This window comes from Pseudomonas frederiksbergensis (assembly GCF_003732705.1).
Classification (GTDB): domain Bacteria; phylum Pseudomonadota; class Gammaproteobacteria; order Pseudomonadales; family Pseudomonadaceae; genus Aquipseudomonas; species Aquipseudomonas frederiksbergensis_F.
In genome coordinates, this window is the sequence record NZ_MOBR01000008.1 from 375,629 (window position 1) to 391,520 (window position 15,892).

Below are 15,892 nucleotides of genomic sequence, written 5' to 3' on the forward strand. Positions count from 1 at the left end.
ACGAAATGCATGACCAAGGGGTCGCTGTTTGAAAAAGCGTCTGTTCGTTACGGGTCTGAGTGGATTCGTAGGACAACACATCCAATCACGTCTGAAGGCGAGTGCTTCGGAATGGGAGCTACTGACTGTCCCTTCCCGGTATGACCTCGGCCAACCGGACAGCCTCGAAGGCCTGTGGCCCGAGCTGCCCGACGCAGTCATTCACCTGGCCGGCCAGACCTTCGTGCCCGAAGCCTTCCGTGATCCGGCACGCACGTTAAACATCAACCTGCTCGGCACGTTGAACCTGCTGCAAGGCCTCAAGGCTCGCGGTTTCAAGGGCACCTTCCTGTACGTCAGCTCCGGCGACGTCTACGGCCAGGTCAGCGAAGCCCAGTTGCCGATCACCGAACTCCAGCCACCCTGCCCGCGCAACCCGTACGCCGTGAGCAAACTGTCGGCGGAATTCCTCTGCCTGCAATGGGGCTTGAGCGAAGGCTGGCCGGTGTTGGTGGCGCGTCCGTTCAACCACATCGGCACCGGACAGAAAGACAGCTTTGTCATCGCCAGCGCCGCGCGGCAAATCAACCGAATCAAACAAGGCCTGCAGGCGCCCCAACTGGAAGTCGGCGACATCGATGTCACCCGCGACTTCCTCGATGTCGGCGATGTGATCTCGGCTTACCTGGCGCTGCTGGAAAAAGGCACGCCGGGGCAGGTCTACAACATTTGCTCGGGGCGCGAGCAAAGCATCCGCAGTCTGATCGAACAACTGGGGGACCTCGCCCAGGTCAACATGCAATTGATTCAGGACCCTGCGCGTATGCGCCGCGCGGATCAGCGGCGAGTGTGTGGCAGCCATGCCAAGCTTGCCGAGGCCACCGGGTGGACGCCTGAAATCACAACACAACAATCCCTGCGGGCGATCCTGTCCGACTGGGAGAAGCGAGTGAAAGAAGAATGACAAAAAGTGCACTGATCACAGGGATCACCGGCCAGGATGGCGCCTATCTAGCCAAACTGTTGCTCGACAAGGGTTACAAAGTCCACGGCCTGGTGGCCCGACGCAGCAGCGATTCACGCTGGCGCCTGCGCGAGATGGGCGTCGAGGGCGACATCGTTTACCTGGACGGCGACATGGCCGATGCCTGCTCGGTGCAGCGCGCGGTGATCAAGTCGGCCCCGGACGAGGTCTACAACCTGGCGGCGCAAAGTTTTGTCGCCGCTTCCTGGGATCAACCGGTGACCACCGGCATCGTCGACGGTTTGGGCGTGACGCACCTGCTCGAAGCGATCCGCCAGTTCAGCCCGCACACGCGTTTCTATCAAGCGTCCACCAGCGAAATGTTCGGTCTGATCCAGGCTGAACAGCAGGACGAGAACACCCCGTTTTACCCGCGTAGCCCTTACGGCGTGGCCAAGCTTTACGGTCACTGGATCACCGTGAATTACCGCGAGAGTTTCAACCTGCACGCCAACAGCGGCATCCTGTTCAACCACGAATCACCGCTGCGCGGCATCGAGTTCGTGACCCGCAAGGTCACCGACGCCGCCGCCCGCATCAAGCAAGGCAAACAGAACGAACTGCGCCTGGGCAACATCGACACCAAGCGCGACTGGGGTTTCGCCGGCGACTACGTCGAAGCCATGTGGCTGATGCTGCAACAGGACAAGGCCGACGACTACGTGGTCGCCACCGGCGTGACCACCACCGTGCGCGAAATGTGCCGCATCGCCTTCGATCACATTGGCCTGAACTACCGCGACTACGTGAAGATCGACCCGGCGTTTTTCCGCCCGGCCGAGGTCGACGTACTGCTCGGTAACCCGGCCAAGGCCCAGCGTGTACTGGGCTGGAAGCCAAAAACCGATCTGGATACCTTGATCCGCATGATGATGGATGCGGACATGAAACGCGTCGCCAAGGAGTAGGCCATGCTCATTCCTGTGATCCTTTCCGGCGGTGCCGGGACCCGTTTGTGGCCGGTGTCCCGCGAAGGGCACCCCAAGCCCTTCATGATGTTGCCCGACGGCCAGTCGCTGCTGGGCAAAACCTATCGGCGCGCGGCGGGTCTGCTCGATGGCTGGGGCGACATCGTCACGGTGACCAACCGCGAGTATTACTTCCAGAGCAAGGATCACTACCACGACGCGCAGATGGCCCGTCATCGCGGGCACTTCCTGCTCGAACCTACGGGCCGCAACACCGCCCCGGCCATCGCGGCGGCGGCGCTGTCGCTGCAAGCCCTGCACGGTGACGAGGCAATCATGGTGGTGATGCCGGCCGATCACCTGATCGTCAATGTCGACGCCTTGCAGAGCGCGGTCGAGCACGCCGTGACGCTGGCCAAGAGCGGTCATCTGGTGACGTTCGGCGTGGTGCCGACGATGCCGGAGACCGGTTTCGGCTACATCGAGACCGGCGCCCCGCTGGATGATAAAGGCGCGACCAAGGTCCAGCGCTTCGTCGAAAAACCCGACCTGCAAACCGCGACCCATTACCTGGAAAGCGGCAACTTCCTGTGGAACTCGGGCATGTTCTGCTTCTCGGTGGCCACCCTGCTGGCCGAGTTGCAGCTTCACGCCCCCGAATTGCTGGAACAGACCCGCGCCTGCATGGCCGAAAGCGCCGCCGTGGAAACCGGTGGTTGCCTGCAACAGGAATTGTCGCCGACGCTGTTTGCCGAGATCACCGACATCTCCATCGACTACGCCTTGATGGAACGCTCGGACAAAGTGGTGGTGGTGCCCGCCGGTTTCGACTGGAGCGACATCGGTTCCTGGAGCGCCCTGGCCGCGCTGATACCGCCGGATGCGCAAAACAACCGCGCCAGTGGCGATGCGATCTTTGTCGACAGCCACAACAATTTCGTCCAGAGCGAAGGCCGGCTGGTGGCTGCCGTGGGTGTGGATAACCTGATCATCGTCGACACCGCCGACGCCGTGCTGGTGGCCCACGCCGACCGTGCCCAGGATGTGCGTCGCGTCGCCAAGCAACTCAAGGACAAAAAACACGAAGCCTATCGCCTGCACCGCACCGTCAGCCGGCCGTGGGGCAGCTACACCGTGCTCGAGGAAGGCACGCGCTTCAAGATCAAGCGCATCGTGGTCAAGCCTGGCGGCAAGTTGTCGCTGCAAATGCACCATCACCGCAACGAACACTGGGTCGTGGTCGAAGGCATGGCCAAGGTCACCAACAACGGCACCGGCACTCACCTGGTGGCCAAGAACGAATCGACCTTCATTGCCGCCGGACACAAGCATCGCCTGGAAAACCCCGGGGTCATCGACCTGGTGATCATCGAAGTGCAAAGCGGCGAATACCTGGGAGAGGACGATATCGTCCGCTTCGAAGACCAATACGGCAGGACGGTTTGAATGCTGCTTAATCTGTACCGCTCGCTGTGGAATTACCGCGGTTTCATCCTCGGTAGCGTCAAGCGAGAGTTTCAAGCGCGTTATCGCAATTCGCTGTTCGGTGCCTTGTGGACCGTGCTCAACCCACTGTCGATGATCGTGGTCTACACGGTGATCTTCTCCCAGATCATGCGCGCCCGTTTACCCGGGGTGGACGATGGCCTGGCCTACAGCGTTTACCTGTGTGCCGGCCTGCTGACCTGGGGCCTGTTCTCGGAAATCACTACCCGCAGCCAGAGCATGTTTCTGGAAAACGCCAACCTGCTGAAGAAAATCAGCTTCCCGCGCATCTGCCTGCCGGTGATCGCCCTGCTCAACGCCGGCATCAACTTCGGGATCATTCTGGGGCTGTTCTTTGGCTTCCTGATAATCAGCGGACGCTTGCCCGGCATGGCCCTGCTGGCGCTGATCCCGCTGCTGATCCTGCAAGTGATCTTTGCCGCCGGGATGGGGATGATCCTCGGCATTCTCAATGTGTTCTTTCGCGATGTCGGGCAGTTCTTCGGCATCCTCCTGCAGTTCTGGTTCTGGCTGACGCCGATCGTGTATCCCGTCTCGATCCTGCCACCTGGCATCCAGCACCTGATCGGGCTCAACCCGATGACCGCCCTGATGACCAGCTACCAGAACGTGTTCCTCTACAACCAATGGCCGGACTGGCGCTCGCTTATCCCGTTGCTGGTCATCGGGCTGCTGTTCTGCGGCCTGGCGCTGCGGATGTTCCGTCAGCGTGTCGGCGAAATGGTGGACGAACTCTGATGGGGCATATACGCGTCACTGGCCTGGGCAAGGCCTACAAACAATACCCGAATCGCTGGAGCCGCCTGCTCGAATGGCTGGTGCCGTTTTCCGGCACCCGTCATCACCTGCACTGGATCCTGCAAGACGTCGATTTCGAGATTCAGCCCGGTGAAGCCGTGGGCATCGTCGGGGTCAACGGCGCGGGCAAAAGCACACTGCTGAAGATGATCACCGGCACCACCCAGCCCACCTGCGGGCAGATTCAACTCGAAGGTCGCGTGGCCGCGTTGCTGGAACTGGGCATGGGTTTTCACCCGGACTTTACCGGTCGGCAAAACGCATTCATGGCCGGCCAATTGCTGGGCATGCAGGTCGAAGAGATCGAAGCCTTGATGCCGGAAATCGAAAGCTTTGCCGAAATCGGCGACGCCATCGACCACCCGGTGCGCACCTACTCCAGCGGCATGCAGATGCGCCTGGCGTTCAGCGTCGCCACCGCGCGGCGCCCGGACATCCTGATCGTCGATGAAGCGCTGTCGGTGGGCGACGCCTACTTCCAGCACAAAAGCTTTGACCGCATCCGTAACTTCCGCAAGGCCGGCACCACCCTGCTGATCGTGTCCCATGACCGTTCGGCGATTCAGTCAATCTGCGACACCGCCATCCTGCTCGAAGGCGGGCGCATGGCCATGCGCGGCAAACCCGAAGAAGTCATGGACTACTACAACGCCATGCTCGCCCAGCGCGAAGGCCAGACCGTGCGCCAGGAAATGCTCGCCAACGGCCAGGTGCAAACCATTTCCGGCACCGGCGAAGCGGGGATTCTCAGCGTGCGCCTGCTCGACGCCCAAGGGCGCTCCGTGGAAGTGGCGGAAGTGGGCCAGCCGATGGTGCTGGAAGTGCAGACCGAAGTCCGCCAGGACATCGAACGCCTGATCCTGGGCTTCATGATCAAGGATCGACTGGGCCAGGCGATTTACGGGATCAACACCCATCGCCTGGACAAAGCCATCACCGACCTCAGCGCCGGTGAACGGGTGACCTTCCGCTTTGCCTTCGACATGCGCCTGGGCAAAGGCAATTACTCGATCGCCTTGAGCCTGTCGCGCCTGGACTCGCACCTGGATCGTAATTTCGAATGGCGCGACTACGGCCTGGTATTTCACGTGATTAACAATCGTCAGGAAGACTTCGTCGGCTGCTCATGGCTGGAGGCACAGACCACCATCACCCGCTCCAGCGAAACGGTTGTGCAAACGGCTGACCCAGAGGTGTCGCGATGACCCGATTGTTGGTGGAGTGCACCTACGTCTACGAACATCCAAACGCCAACTCGGGCATTCAACGGGTGGTGCGCAACGTTATTCAACAACTGCCGGCAGCCGACGCCACGCGCGAATGCATTCCCGTGGTGATGCTCAATGGCGCGCTCTATCAGGTAAACAGCCTGGCGCCGTTGAAAACGCCGAACGTCAATCTGACCAGCCTGCGGGTGAAGCTGGAACAGTGGGCCAACCTGTTCTGGCTGCGTCACCGCACCCTGGAACGACGCCGTCCGTTCAGTCAGTCGCTGTTCGCCCGGCGGGTGCTGTATATCGGTTGTCGCCTCTTCGCGTTTGCCTGCCTGAGTCTTCCGATGCGCTTGCTGGACCGGATGCTCAAGGGCAAGCCAATCCCCGAACGCTGCGTGCCGTTGCAGCATCGGGCCGGTGATCAACTGGTGCTGCTCGACTCGTCCTGGCACGCCAATTTTTTCCCTTTGGCCGAGCAACTCAAACGGGACGGGGTCGGCATCATTTCGGTGATTTACGACCTGATCCCACTGACCCACCCGCAGTTTTGCGACGCAGGGCTGGTCAAGGTGTTCAACGACTGGTTCGATTGGATCGCGCGCACGGCCGATGGTTATGTGGCGATCTCCACCACCATCCGCGACCAGGTGCGCGAGGAAATGCTACGCCGCGTCGGCGCGCAACAGGTGCAGCAGCGCTGGTTCGACTATTTCCACCTCGGCTCCGAACTGGACTTGAGCGATGCCCACTCCGAAGTCGATCGCGGCTTGCTGCAGATGTTCAAGGCGCCGGAACCGGTGTTCCTGATGGTCAGCACCATCGAGCCACGGAAAAACCATGCCTACCTGCTCGACGCCTTTGAGCGCGCCTGGGCCGCCGGGTCCAAGGCCAGGTTGTGCATTGCCGGCAAGATTGGCTGGAAATGTGACGCGTTGATCGAGCGCATCCGCCAGCATCCCGAGCTGAACCGCCGCTTGTTCATGTTCAACGCGCTCTCGGACAAGAGCCTTGAGCACGCCTACTCCCACGCCACGGCGCTGGTGTTCCCGTCCTACGTCGAAGGCTTCGGACTGCCGCTGGTGGAAGCCATGCAACGCGGGCTGCCGGCGATGGGCAGCGATATTCCGGTGTTCCGGGAAATCGGTGGCGACTACATGGCGTACTTCGATCTGGCAGACCCGCAAAGCCTGACTGACCTGGTCACCGACATGGAGCGCACCAAGGTGTTTCCGGCACCGCTGGCCCTGGAGCATTGGCGTTGGCTGAGCTGGCGCGAGGCGAGTGCGCAATTGGTGGAGCGGATCGAACGCAACCTGAATCGCCCGGTGTCGGAGCCTGAAAATCCGCAGCCCGAGAGTCAGCATGCGAATTGCTCTTAACGCCCGGATCCTCCAGGCGCCGCGCACCGGCATCGGCCATTACGTCGCCGAACTGGTGGGCGCCCTCGCCTGCGAACCGGACGTCGAGCTGTCGCTGTTCCACGGCTGGGGCTGGAGCACGTCGCTGCCCGAAGCCGCCATGCCCGGCTACTCGCGACTGACGCCGCTGCTGCGGCAAATTCCCGGGGCGTATCAGGCGCGGCGCTGGCTGGCGCAGAAACGCTTCGATCAGGGCCGCTCCCAGGCAATCGACCTCTATCACGAACCGAGTTTGTGGCCGCTGTCGTTCGACGGCCCGACGATCATCACCTTGCATGACCTGACACACCTGCATTACCCCGAGACGCAACCCCCGGCGCGCTTACGCGAAATCGAGCGGCGACTGGCCGAGGGCGTGCAACAGGCGCGGCTGATTTTGACCGACTCGCAGTTTATTGCCGACGAGGCCCAGGACTATTTCGCCCTGCCCGCCGAGCGTTTCATCGTTGCGCCGCTGGGTGTCGCTGCGCGGTTCCATCCCCGTGAAGCCGCCGAGATCGACACGGTCCTCAAGACCCACGGGGTCGAGGCGCGTGAGTATTTCCTCTGCGTCGGCACCCTGGAGCCGCGCAAGAACCTGGCCCTGGCCTTGCGCGCCCATGCCTTGCTGCCAGAGGCGCAGCGCCAGCGATTCCCATTGTTGATCGTCGGCATGGCTGGCTGGCAGCGCGAGCACTTCAGTGAAGAGCTGCGCCAATCGTTGGCCGCCGGTTACGTGTGTTTGCTCGGCTACCTGCCCGACGAACACGTCGCGCAACTGCTGGCCGGAGCCCGGGCGCTGATTTTTCCATCGATCTATGAAGGCTTCGGCCTCCCCGTGCTGGAAGCCATGGCCAGCGGTACGCCGGTGATTCTGGTACGGCATTCGGCAATGCCGGAAGTCGCCGGGGCAGCGGGCAATTACATTGAACCGGACGATCCTGAAGGCTTGCGCGATGCCATGAGCCGACTGATCGACGATAAAACGCATTGGCAGGCATGCCGAGAAGCGGGACTGCAACAAGCGAAGCTTTTTTCCTGGGAGCGTTGCGCGAAGATCACAGCCCGCGCCTACCGCCAGGCTTTGGGAGGTTGAATGCGAGTACTTCATTTTTACAAAACGTCCCTGCCCGACACCGTCGGCGGGATCGAACAAGTGATCTTCCAACTGTGCGAAAGCTGCGCCCAGCAAGGCATCGAGGGCCAAGTGCTGTCCCTGAGCCGCGATCCAACACCGCCCGTGGTGCAAGTCGGACAGCATGAAGTGCATCGGGCCAAACTCGATCTGCAGTTCGCCTCCACGGGCTTCTCCCTGAGCGTCTTCAAAAAATTCCGCGAGTTGGCGGCCGAGGCTGACGTGGTCAACTATCACTTCCCCTGGCCGTTCATGGACGTGGTGCACTTCGCCAGCGGCATGCGCAAACCCAGCGTGGTGACTTACCACTCGGACATCATTCGCCAGAAGACCTTGCTCAAACTCTACCGGCCATTGATGAACCGCTTCCTCGCCAGCGCTGACCGGATTGTTGCGGCCTCACCGAACTACCTGCACACCAGCGATGTGCTTCAGCAGTTTCAGGACAAGACCCGCGTCATTCCCTATGGCTTGAACAAGGCTGGTTATCCACAGCCTGACAATGAGCGCATGGCCCAATGGCGACAGAAGCTTGGGGATAAGTTTTTCCTGTTCGTGGGGGTGATGCGTTACTACAAGGGTTTGCACATCCTGCTCGACGCCATGAAAGACCTGGATTACCCGGTGGTGATCGTCGGTGCCGGACCGAAGGAAATAGAACTGCATGCCCAGGCCAAGGCCTTGGGTCTGCGCAATATTCACTTCCTCGGGCGCCTGGGGGACGAAGACAAAGCTGCGTTGCTGCAACTGAGCTACGCCATCGTGTTCCCCTCGCACCTGCGTTCCGAAGCGTTCGGTATTTCGCTGCTGGAAGGCGCGATGTATGGCAAACCGATGATCTCCAGCGAAATCGGCACCGGCACCAGTTACATCAACATCCACAACGAAACCGGATTGGTGGTGCCACCGAGTAATCCACAGGCGTTCCGCGAAGCGATGCGCACCTTATGGGAAAACCCGGTTCGCGCGGCAGCCATGGGCGTGAAGGCCGAAGCCCGGTATCGGCAGCTGTTCACCGCCGAGGAAATGGGCCGCAAGTGGACGGCGCTGTATCAGGAATTGCTGGAAGAAAAAGCCCTGTCCTATGCCTGACCCCCGTGGGAATGAACTCCGCTCTAAAGACACCACGAATCAATTGTGGGAGCGAGCCTGCTCGCGAATACGGTTTGTCATTCAATATTAATGTTGGCTGATACATCGTTTTCGCGAGCAGGCTCGCTCCCACAGGAGTTCAGTCGAGGTTATAGGTCGAGCACCAGTGGCTGCGAACCTTGAGCCGGAATCGCACAACAAATCAGTACCTGCCCTTCATCCGGGACTTCCGCTGGCGGCTGTGGATAATTCACCTCGCCGCTGATCAATCGGGTTCTACAGGTCCCGCACGACCCACCCCGACAACTGAATTCCGGGCGCAAGCCACGGCTTTCCGCCAGCTCCAGCAACGTGCCGCCGTCCGGTTGCCAGCGCGCCTCTTTGGCTGAGCGCTGGAACACCACGGGCACCGACGTCGTAGCGGCCGGTGGCTGCTCGATGACGATGGCATCCGGGTCCAGCCGCCGACGCAGCGTCGACGGGCCGAACGTTTCGGCGTGAATTCTTGAGTCGCGGATATCCAGCTCCCGCAGTCCGTCGTACATCCCCTGGGTAAAACTGCCCGGTCCACACAAGACAAAGTCCAATTGGTCGTAGTCTTCGACCTCAAGGATCGTTTGCAGCAACGCCATGTCGATGCGCCCGGTCAGGTCAAAGTCTTCGCCCTCCCGAGCGTCAGGTTCCGGTTGGCTGAGCAAGCGCAGCACCCGAACCGTGTCGCCGGCGCCGTCAAGCAAGCGGTCGAGTTCCTGGCAAAACGGTTGGTCGGCCAAGCTGCGCGAACTCTGGAAGAACCATGTCGGGCGAATGCGCCGCGTGCGCCAGCCCTGATAAACCACCTCGCGCACCATCGACAGCAACGGCGTGATGCCCACCCCGGCGGCCAACAACACCAATGGCCGACGCTCGTGCGGTGCCACGGTGAAATGCCCTTGTGGCGCACGGGCCTCCAGCACATCGCCGACGCGGATTTGTTCGTGCACGTGGGAAGACACCAAGCCGTCACGCTTCACGCTGATGCGGAAAAAGTCATCGGACGGCGCGCTCGACAGGCTGTAGGTGCGGATATGCGTTTCGCCGTCGATCTTGAAGCGCAGCGGCAAATGCTGCCCGGCCTGAAACACCGGCAACCCCGCGCCATCGGCGGGCTCCAGGTAAACCGAACGGATGTTCTGGCTTTCCGCCTCGATGCGCACCACCCGCAGCGGTCGCCAGGCATCACCCAACGCCTGAGCCTGCAAGCGAGCGGCGGCCTGTTCCCAGGTGCCGGTCATCAGGCTGTTGGGCGACATCCCGTCGAAACGCCAACGCAGGGCCAACGCTGCCGGCCGGCGCACGAGGCGTTCAACCTCGAACGTCCACAACCGCTCGGCGCCTTGAAAGGCCTCGATTTGCGGACCTTCAAGAATGACGTCGGTGCGACCGCTCAACTGCAACAGATCGCCCGAATTGAAATCGATAAACAACAAACCGGCCTGCGGATTGACCAGCAGGTTGCCCAAGGTATTGAAGAACAGGTTGCCGGCGAAATCCGGAATGGTCAGGCGATTGCCTTCGATGCGCACGAAACCGGGCTGGCCACCGCGATGGGAAACGTCCACCGAGCGCTGGCCATCGACGTCGACATAACTGGCGACAAAGAACGTATCGGCTTGGGCGATCACCGCTCTGGCCGCGTCGTCCAGTTCGTCGAGGTGCTGGGCGATGCGGGTGGATGGGTCCGCCAGCGGCACCGAGCGAAACTGACGCAACTGAATGTATTGCGGGCAGTTGCCGAAAGACTGCTCCACGGACACGCCAAAACCACTCGCCGTGATGGTCCCGACCCGGCCATTGAGGCGATTGCGCCGCCGGGTGTGCAGCTCGATGCCCAGCAGGCCGATGGCGTCCCCGGCGTGCAATTGCGCGGGGTCATCGGCGGCCGGCAGGCGATCGAACTGCAACCCGGTAGGTGCAGGAGAATGCGCGAAACCCGGTGGCCCTTCGAGAATGCTGGCCCAGGGACGACCGTCAGCATCGACCGCGCCGTACAGCATGAACGGCAGTTGCTGATAGAACTGACGATGCTGGTCCGGCATCTCGCTGCGAATCACCCTACGACCGAGGGTGTCCATTCGCTCGGAGACACCCACGTGCTCCTGCAACTGTTTTTCGCCAGCGTGCCACGGTGAATGTTCCATGACGGCCTCTCCCCTGCACTCAAGGCGCAGCGTAAACAAGCGTGAGCATCAAGCCGTTTGTTGCAGGCCGACGGCGGTGCGCGGCATGCCGACAAACCCGGGCAAGGCTTCGATCCGCGCCAGCCAGGCCCGGACGTTGGCGTAATCCGCCAGGGACACGTTGCCTTCCGGCGCGTGGGCGATGTAGCTGTAGGCCGCCACGTCGGCGACGGTCGGCGCGTTACCCACCAGAAACTCGCTATGGGCCAGTTCCTGATCCATCACCTTGAACAGGTCATGTGAACGCGCAATCACTTCTTCAGCGTTGTAAGACGCGCCAAACACGGTGATCAGCCGGGCTCTGGCGGGGCCGAAAGCAATCTGCCCGGCCGCCACCGACAACCAGCGCTGAACCTTGGCCGCACCGACCGGGTCCGTCGGCAGCCAGCGACCGTTGCCGTATTTCTGCGCCAGGTACACCAGAATCGCGTTGGAGTCGGCCAGTACCACGCCTTGATCGTCCAGCACCGGCACCTGGCCAAACGAGTTGAGCGCCAGGAATTCCGGCTGTTTGTGCGCGCCGTTGGCCAGATCGACGAGGATCAGTTCGGTCGGCAGGTGCAGCAAGGACAGCATCAGTTCAGCGCGGTGAGCGTGGCCGGAGCGAGGGAAGTTGTAGAGTTTGATGGCGTGCATGATCGACTCCGCTGGGTGGTGGCGCCGCTCAGGGAATGATCAGCACCGATGGCCGTCATCATCTACCCATCACCAAAACAACAGAATAACCAGCAATCGCAATCCATTATTTCAGCCACAGCAATAAACCTTATCCCGACATTCTCCTTGTGGGAGCGAGCCTGCTCGCGAAAGCGGTCTGTCATTCAACATTGATGGCGACTGATCCACCGCTTTCGCGAGCAGGCTCGCTCCCACAGGGTTTACGCATTACCCCAAGGCTGGGTGTTCGCGCAGAGCCTTCACCATGAAATCAACAAAGCTACGAATCCGCGCCGGGGCCTTGCGCCCGCCCTGGTACACCACGTGGATCGGCAGCGGCGGCAATTCAAAGTCCGCCAAAACGATTTCCAGTTCACCGCTCGCGACTTTGCTCGCCACTTGATAGGACAGCACTCGGGTAAACCCCAGGCCGAGGCAGGCGGCATTGATGGCAGCCTGATTGGCCGTGACCACCAGTCGCGGCTCCGGACGAACGCTGATCGGCTGGCCTTTATCAAGGAATGGCCAGGTCCTGAGCTGCCCGATGGACGAAGTGGCGACCACCGGCGCCCCGGCCAACGCTTCAGGATGCCGAGGTCGGCCATGGGCGTTCAGGTAGGCCGGCGCCGCACAAATCACTCGCCGCACCTCGCCAACCCGAATCGCATGCTGATTGCTGTCCGGCAGTTCACCGATGCGCACGGCGACATCGATGCCCTCCTCGACCATGCTCACCACGCGATCGACCAGCAAGCCATTGATCGTGACTTCAGGGAATTGATTGAGGTAACTCACCATCAGCGGCGTAACAAATAAGTCGCCGAACAACACTGGCGCAGTGATCGTCAGTTGCCCACGAGGCTGGGCGTGGCTGCCGGCCGCCGAATCTTCGGCTTCCTGCACCTCGGCCAGAATCCTCCGACAATCCTCCAGGTAACGCTGGCCCGCCTCGCTCAAATGCACGCTGCGGGTGGTACGCGTCAGCAGCAGCGTGCCGATACGTTTCTCCAGCGCCGCCACCGCGCGGGTGACGCTGGCCGCCGACATCCCCAAACGCCGAGCGGCCGCCGAGAAGCTTTGCTCCTGGGCGACCGCGGCGAATACCTGCATTTCCTGGAAACGGTCCATCGGTGTCCTCGGCCAGTGGTGTGCCGCTGCCCGAGGGACGATGGGTCAAGAAACCGGTTTGATCCAGTCCCAAAGGGCAGCGTCGTTGAAGTCCCAGATGATACTCCGGGCACCGGCCTCGCGAAGCTGGTTTTCTTGCAGCCCGGCGAGCATGCCGAAGGTATGGATACCGGCCGCCGAAGCCGATTGCACACCGGCCAGCGAGTCTTCGAAGGCAAGCGCCTCGTGCGCCTCGACACCGAGTATTTCCAGGGCGGTGAGGTACGGCATCGGATGCGGTTTGCCCTGGGCCAGTTCGCCACCAATCACCAGCGTATCGAAACGGTCGGCAATCCCCATTCCGCCCAGCATCGCGGCGGCGTTTTCACGCGGGGCATTGGTCACCACCGCCACGGGAATGCCGGCGGCATCGGCATAATCAAGAATGCGCAGCACGCCGGGCACCGGGTGGGTTTCACCCAATTGAGCTCGGAACATGGCTTCCTTTTCCGCCGCCAGTGCCGCGTATTGCGCCACGGGCATGTCGGGAAACAACCCGCCGAAGATCATGTCGTCCGGAAAGCCCATGACATTGGCTTTGTAATAGCTGATGTCCATCGAACGGTCCCAACGCGCCAACAACTGGTTGTAGGCATTGAGGTGTAATTCATCGGTATCGATGAGGGTGCCATCGAGGTCGAACAACAGTGCAGAGATAACCAATTGACACTTACTCCTGTCGAATAACAGCCGCGTTGCCTGTGGATAACGCGCCGCGCAACCCCAGCACAACCGGCAACATGAGAATGGGGTACACGATCAACAAACTGAAGGCGGCTTCCACGCCGATCCGTTCCGAGAGCAGACCCAGCAGAAACGGCGCCAGCAGCAACGCCACCCCCACCGCTTGCGATGCCTGGGCACTGAGCGCGGAACTGGCGCGGGGCGCGATGCTCATTGCCGAGCCGAGGATCAGCGGGAAAAAATTGCCCAGGCAAGCACCCAGCACAAACGTGAATGCCGTCGTGGCCCAGCGCTCTTGGGTGAAGAACAACACCAGCAACGTGGCAATCGCCCCCAGCATCACCGCCACCAGCAACGTCAGCGGTCTGATTGCGCGCAACGCATAGGTGCTGGCCAGGCGACCGCAGACGGTGCCGGCGAAATACACACTCATCAGGGCCGCCGCCGCGGAGGCACTGATCTGCACATGGGTTTTCATGTACTCGGCGCCCCAGAAACCGACGCCCCACTCCGCCGAAATTCCCAGGATCACCAACGCCCACAGGCTCAGCTGCAAGCGTCGTCCCAGCGGCGAACTGTCCTTGCGCGCCTCGGGCCGAGCGTCAGGGGAGGACGATCTTGCGTCAACTCGATACGCCGAGCGTGACGTCAGCACCAGCACGACCGCCCCCACTGCAACGACCAGTGGCGCTACCCGCCAGGACCAATCCACAGCCGTCGCGCCGCCCACCAGCAAGGCGCCGCCCAGTACGCAAAGACCGGCCACCACATGGGCCGCCACCAGTTTTGCCGCAGCCTGTTCCTGGTAGCGAGCGCCCAACAGGGCTTGCCCCACCGCCATGACCAATCCGCCCGACAAACCCATCAACAGGGCGGAAAACAGTGTCATCGGCAGATAGTGGGCCACGCTGAACACACCGCTGGCGACCACGATCGAGGCGATTGCGATGGGTCCCATGCCGATGGAAAACGAACGACGCTCCAGCCAGCGATACGGAAAACCAACCAGGGCCAGGCCCAGCGCGTAGGCGGCAAAATGCAAACCGGTCCAGCGCAGGTCCAGCCCGAGTTCACCGCGCAAAAACGGCATGATCGGCCCCAACATGCCTTGCTGGGCGCCGAACAGCCCGAACATCAGGTAAATGCCCCACGGGTGTCCGTCGGCCGATGCAGACACGTCGTTGCGTGTACCGGCAGTCATTGGGCAACTCGCTTATCAAACAACGCATGCCACTGCGCGCAACGGGCAACCTTCGCCTGACTGGCCTTTTGCGCATCCAGCGCCTGCAACTCGCTGACCTTCAATTCGCCACCCGAGGCACCGCCCAACACCACTTTGCCGTAGCGCCGACTGATCGCCGCCGCTGCGGGTGTGAGCATCCAGCCGAGCGCTTGCTGTGCCTGCACCGCCATGGCCGAACCGGCACGACAACCGAACACTTCATACTCGTAGCAGCGCGCATCATCGGGCACACACCAGCGCAGCGAAGGATGTTCCTGGGCGGCTCGGGTCGCCGCCGTCGAAACGGTCACCCCCAGCCACGCCTGACCGGCCAGCACAGCCTCGATCGGTGCGGTGGACGAGCCGCTGATCGACGGCTGCAACCGGGCAATCGTGTCGAGCATTTCCCAGGCACCATCGCCGTAATGATCAAGGAGCGCACTCAGGTGCAAATAGCCGGCGCCCGAACGCGCCGGATCCGGCAATGCCAGGCGCCCGGACCAGTGCGCGGCACTGAGGGCTTCCCAGGTGGTGGGCGGCGCAAGCCCCTGGCTTGCCAGCACCTGCGGGTCATAACAGAACGCCGGCACAAAACCGGACGGGCTGAACCAGCGCCGGTCTTGCGCCACCGCCGTGGGTGGCAAGGCTGAAACGTCGAGCTTGTCGAGGGGCATCAAAAGCGATGCCAGTGCCGGGTCGAGCAAAGCGGTGGCCGCCGTGCCCAGCAACAGATCCCACGGCCCGGCGGTGTCGCTGCGCAAACGCTCGACCAGTTCGGCGGTTGACCAGCGGGTAAGGCGCACGGGCATGCCGACGTGGGCGGCAATGCCGTCGACGAACTCGGCCAGCTCGGCGTTTTCCATGGAGCTGATCGCGATTAGCTCGTTCAT

The 15,892-nt window shown here is 61.8% G+C and carries 14 protein-coding genes; 8 read left to right on the top strand and 6 right to left on the bottom strand.

The genetic code is table 11. The annotated features are described in order from the left end of the window. The first annotated feature begins 28 nt into the window (after positions 1-28). The 8 genes from BK667_RS10855 to BK667_RS10890 are packed head-to-tail and all read left to right on the top strand — an operon-like array spanning position 29 to position 9,053. Positions 29-943: a GDP-mannose 4,6-dehydratase gene (locus tag BK667_RS10855; protein ID WP_123597582.1), complete on the top strand. Its 915-nt coding sequence runs from the start codon at positions 29-31 to the stop codon at positions 941-943. After that, positions 940-1,911: a GDP-mannose 4,6-dehydratase gene (gene gmd, locus BK667_RS10860; protein WP_054048203.1), complete on the top strand. Its 972-nt coding sequence runs from the start codon at positions 940-942 to the stop codon at positions 1,909-1,911. The genes BK667_RS10855 and gmd overlap by 4 nt, the downstream gene beginning before the upstream one ends. A 3-nt stretch (positions 1,912-1,914) precedes the next feature. Beyond that, positions 1,915-3,357 carry a mannose-1-phosphate guanylyltransferase/mannose-6-phosphate isomerase gene (locus tag BK667_RS10865; protein WP_123597583.1) on the top strand — a complete coding sequence of 481 codons (1,443 nt, stop codon included), beginning with the start codon at positions 1,915-1,917 and terminating at the stop codon, positions 3,355-3,357. Next, the gene (locus tag BK667_RS10870; protein ID WP_123597584.1) at positions 3,358-4,155 is read left to right on the top strand and encodes an ABC transporter permease; all 798 of its coding nucleotides are present in this window, start codon (positions 3,358-3,360) and stop codon (positions 4,153-4,155) included. After that, a complete protein-coding gene (locus tag BK667_RS10875; protein WP_123597585.1) occupies positions 4,155-5,420 on the top strand; it encodes an ABC transporter ATP-binding protein in 1,266 nt (421 codons plus the stop codon). Before BK667_RS10870 ends, BK667_RS10875 begins: the two co-directional genes overlap by 1 nt. After that, positions 5,417-6,808, top strand: a complete 1,392-nt coding sequence (locus BK667_RS10880; RefSeq protein WP_123597586.1) for a glycosyltransferase family 4 protein — start codon at positions 5,417-5,419, stop codon at positions 6,806-6,808. The genes BK667_RS10875 and BK667_RS10880 overlap by 4 nt, the downstream gene beginning before the upstream one ends. Further along, positions 6,792-7,922: a glycosyltransferase family 4 protein gene (locus BK667_RS10885; RefSeq protein WP_123597587.1), complete on the top strand. Its 1,131-nt coding sequence runs from the start codon at positions 6,792-6,794 to the stop codon at positions 7,920-7,922. The genes BK667_RS10880 and BK667_RS10885 overlap by 17 nt, the downstream gene beginning before the upstream one ends. Beyond that, on the top strand, positions 7,923-9,053 hold the full coding sequence (locus BK667_RS10890; protein ID WP_123597588.1) for a glycosyltransferase family 4 protein: 1,131 nt from the start codon (positions 7,923-7,925) through the stop codon (positions 9,051-9,053). Between the two features lie 149 nt (positions 9,054-9,202). Here the strand turns inward: BK667_RS10890 and BK667_RS10900 are convergent, their stop codons facing one another. The 6 genes from BK667_RS10900 to BK667_RS10925 all read right to left on the bottom strand — a co-directional run bounded on the left by BK667_RS10900 (position 9,203) and on the right by BK667_RS10925 (position 15,892). Continuing rightward, positions 9,203-11,233 carry a pyridoxamine 5'-phosphate oxidase family protein gene (locus BK667_RS10900; RefSeq protein WP_123597590.1) on the bottom strand — a complete coding sequence of 677 codons (2,031 nt, stop codon included), beginning with the start codon at positions 11,231-11,233 and terminating at the stop codon, positions 9,203-9,205. A gap of 48 nt (positions 11,234-11,281) precedes the next feature. Then, positions 11,282-11,908 carry a glutathione S-transferase family protein gene (locus BK667_RS10905; protein WP_123597591.1) on the bottom strand — a complete coding sequence of 209 codons (627 nt, stop codon included), beginning with the start codon at positions 11,906-11,908 and terminating at the stop codon, positions 11,282-11,284. A gap of 249 nt (positions 11,909-12,157) precedes the next feature. Continuing rightward, positions 12,158-13,057, bottom strand: a complete 900-nt coding sequence (locus tag BK667_RS10910; RefSeq protein WP_123597592.1) for a LysR family transcriptional regulator — start codon at positions 13,055-13,057, stop codon at positions 12,158-12,160. Between the two features lie 45 nt (positions 13,058-13,102). Continuing rightward, positions 13,103-13,759 (bottom strand): HAD family hydrolase, encoded by a 657-nt coding sequence (locus BK667_RS10915; RefSeq protein WP_123597593.1) that lies wholly within the window; start codon positions 13,757-13,759, stop codon positions 13,103-13,105. Positions 13,760-13,766: 7 nt separating this feature from the next. Then, positions 13,767-14,981, bottom strand: a complete 1,215-nt coding sequence (locus tag BK667_RS10920; RefSeq protein ID WP_259697997.1) for an MFS transporter — start codon at positions 14,979-14,981, stop codon at positions 13,767-13,769. After that, positions 14,978-15,892, bottom strand: a complete 915-nt coding sequence (locus BK667_RS10925) for an ABC transporter substrate-binding protein (RefSeq protein WP_123597594.1) — start codon at positions 15,890-15,892, stop codon at positions 14,978-14,980. The genes BK667_RS10920 and BK667_RS10925 overlap by 4 nt, the downstream gene beginning before the upstream one ends.

What these genes read in the sequence shown, in the direction of transcription:
- gmd (WP_054048203.1), top strand. Translation starts at nt 940, where the DNA reads ATGACAAAAAGTGCACTGATCACAGGGATCACCGGCCAGGATGGCGCC.
- BK667_RS10865 (WP_123597583.1), top strand. Translation starts at nt 1,915, where the DNA reads ATGCTCATTCCTGTGATCCTTTCCGGCGGTGCCGGGACCCGTTTGTGG.
- BK667_RS10870 (WP_123597584.1), top strand. Translation starts at nt 3,358, where the DNA reads ATGCTGCTTAATCTGTACCGCTCGCTGTGGAATTACCGCGGTTTCATC.
- BK667_RS10875 (WP_123597585.1), top strand. Translation starts at nt 4,155, where the DNA reads ATGGGGCATATACGCGTCACTGGCCTGGGCAAGGCCTACAAACAATAC.
- BK667_RS10880 (WP_123597586.1), top strand. Translation starts at nt 5,417, where the DNA reads ATGACCCGATTGTTGGTGGAGTGCACCTACGTCTACGAACATCCAAAC.
- BK667_RS10885 (WP_123597587.1), top strand. Translation starts at nt 6,792, where the DNA reads ATGCGAATTGCTCTTAACGCCCGGATCCTCCAGGCGCCGCGCACCGGC.
- BK667_RS10890 (WP_123597588.1), top strand. Translation starts at nt 7,923, where the DNA reads ATGCGAGTACTTCATTTTTACAAAACGTCCCTGCCCGACACCGTCGGC.
- BK667_RS10900 (WP_123597590.1), bottom strand. Translation starts at nt 11,233, where the DNA reads ATGGAACATTCACCGTGGCACGCTGGCGAAAAACAGTTGCAGGAGCAC.
- BK667_RS10905 (WP_123597591.1), bottom strand. Translation starts at nt 11,908, where the DNA reads ATGCACGCCATCAAACTCTACAACTTCCCTCGCTCCGGCCACGCTCAC.
- BK667_RS10910 (WP_123597592.1), bottom strand. Translation starts at nt 13,057, where the DNA reads ATGGACCGTTTCCAGGAAATGCAGGTATTCGCCGCGGTCGCCCAGGAG.
- BK667_RS10920 (WP_259697997.1), bottom strand. Translation starts at nt 14,981, where the DNA reads ATGACTGCCGGTACACGCAACGACGTGTCTGCATCGGCCGACGGACAC.
- BK667_RS10925 (WP_123597594.1), bottom strand. Translation starts at nt 15,892, where the DNA reads ATGAACGAGCTAATCGCGATCAGCTCCATGGAAAACGCCGAGCTGGCC.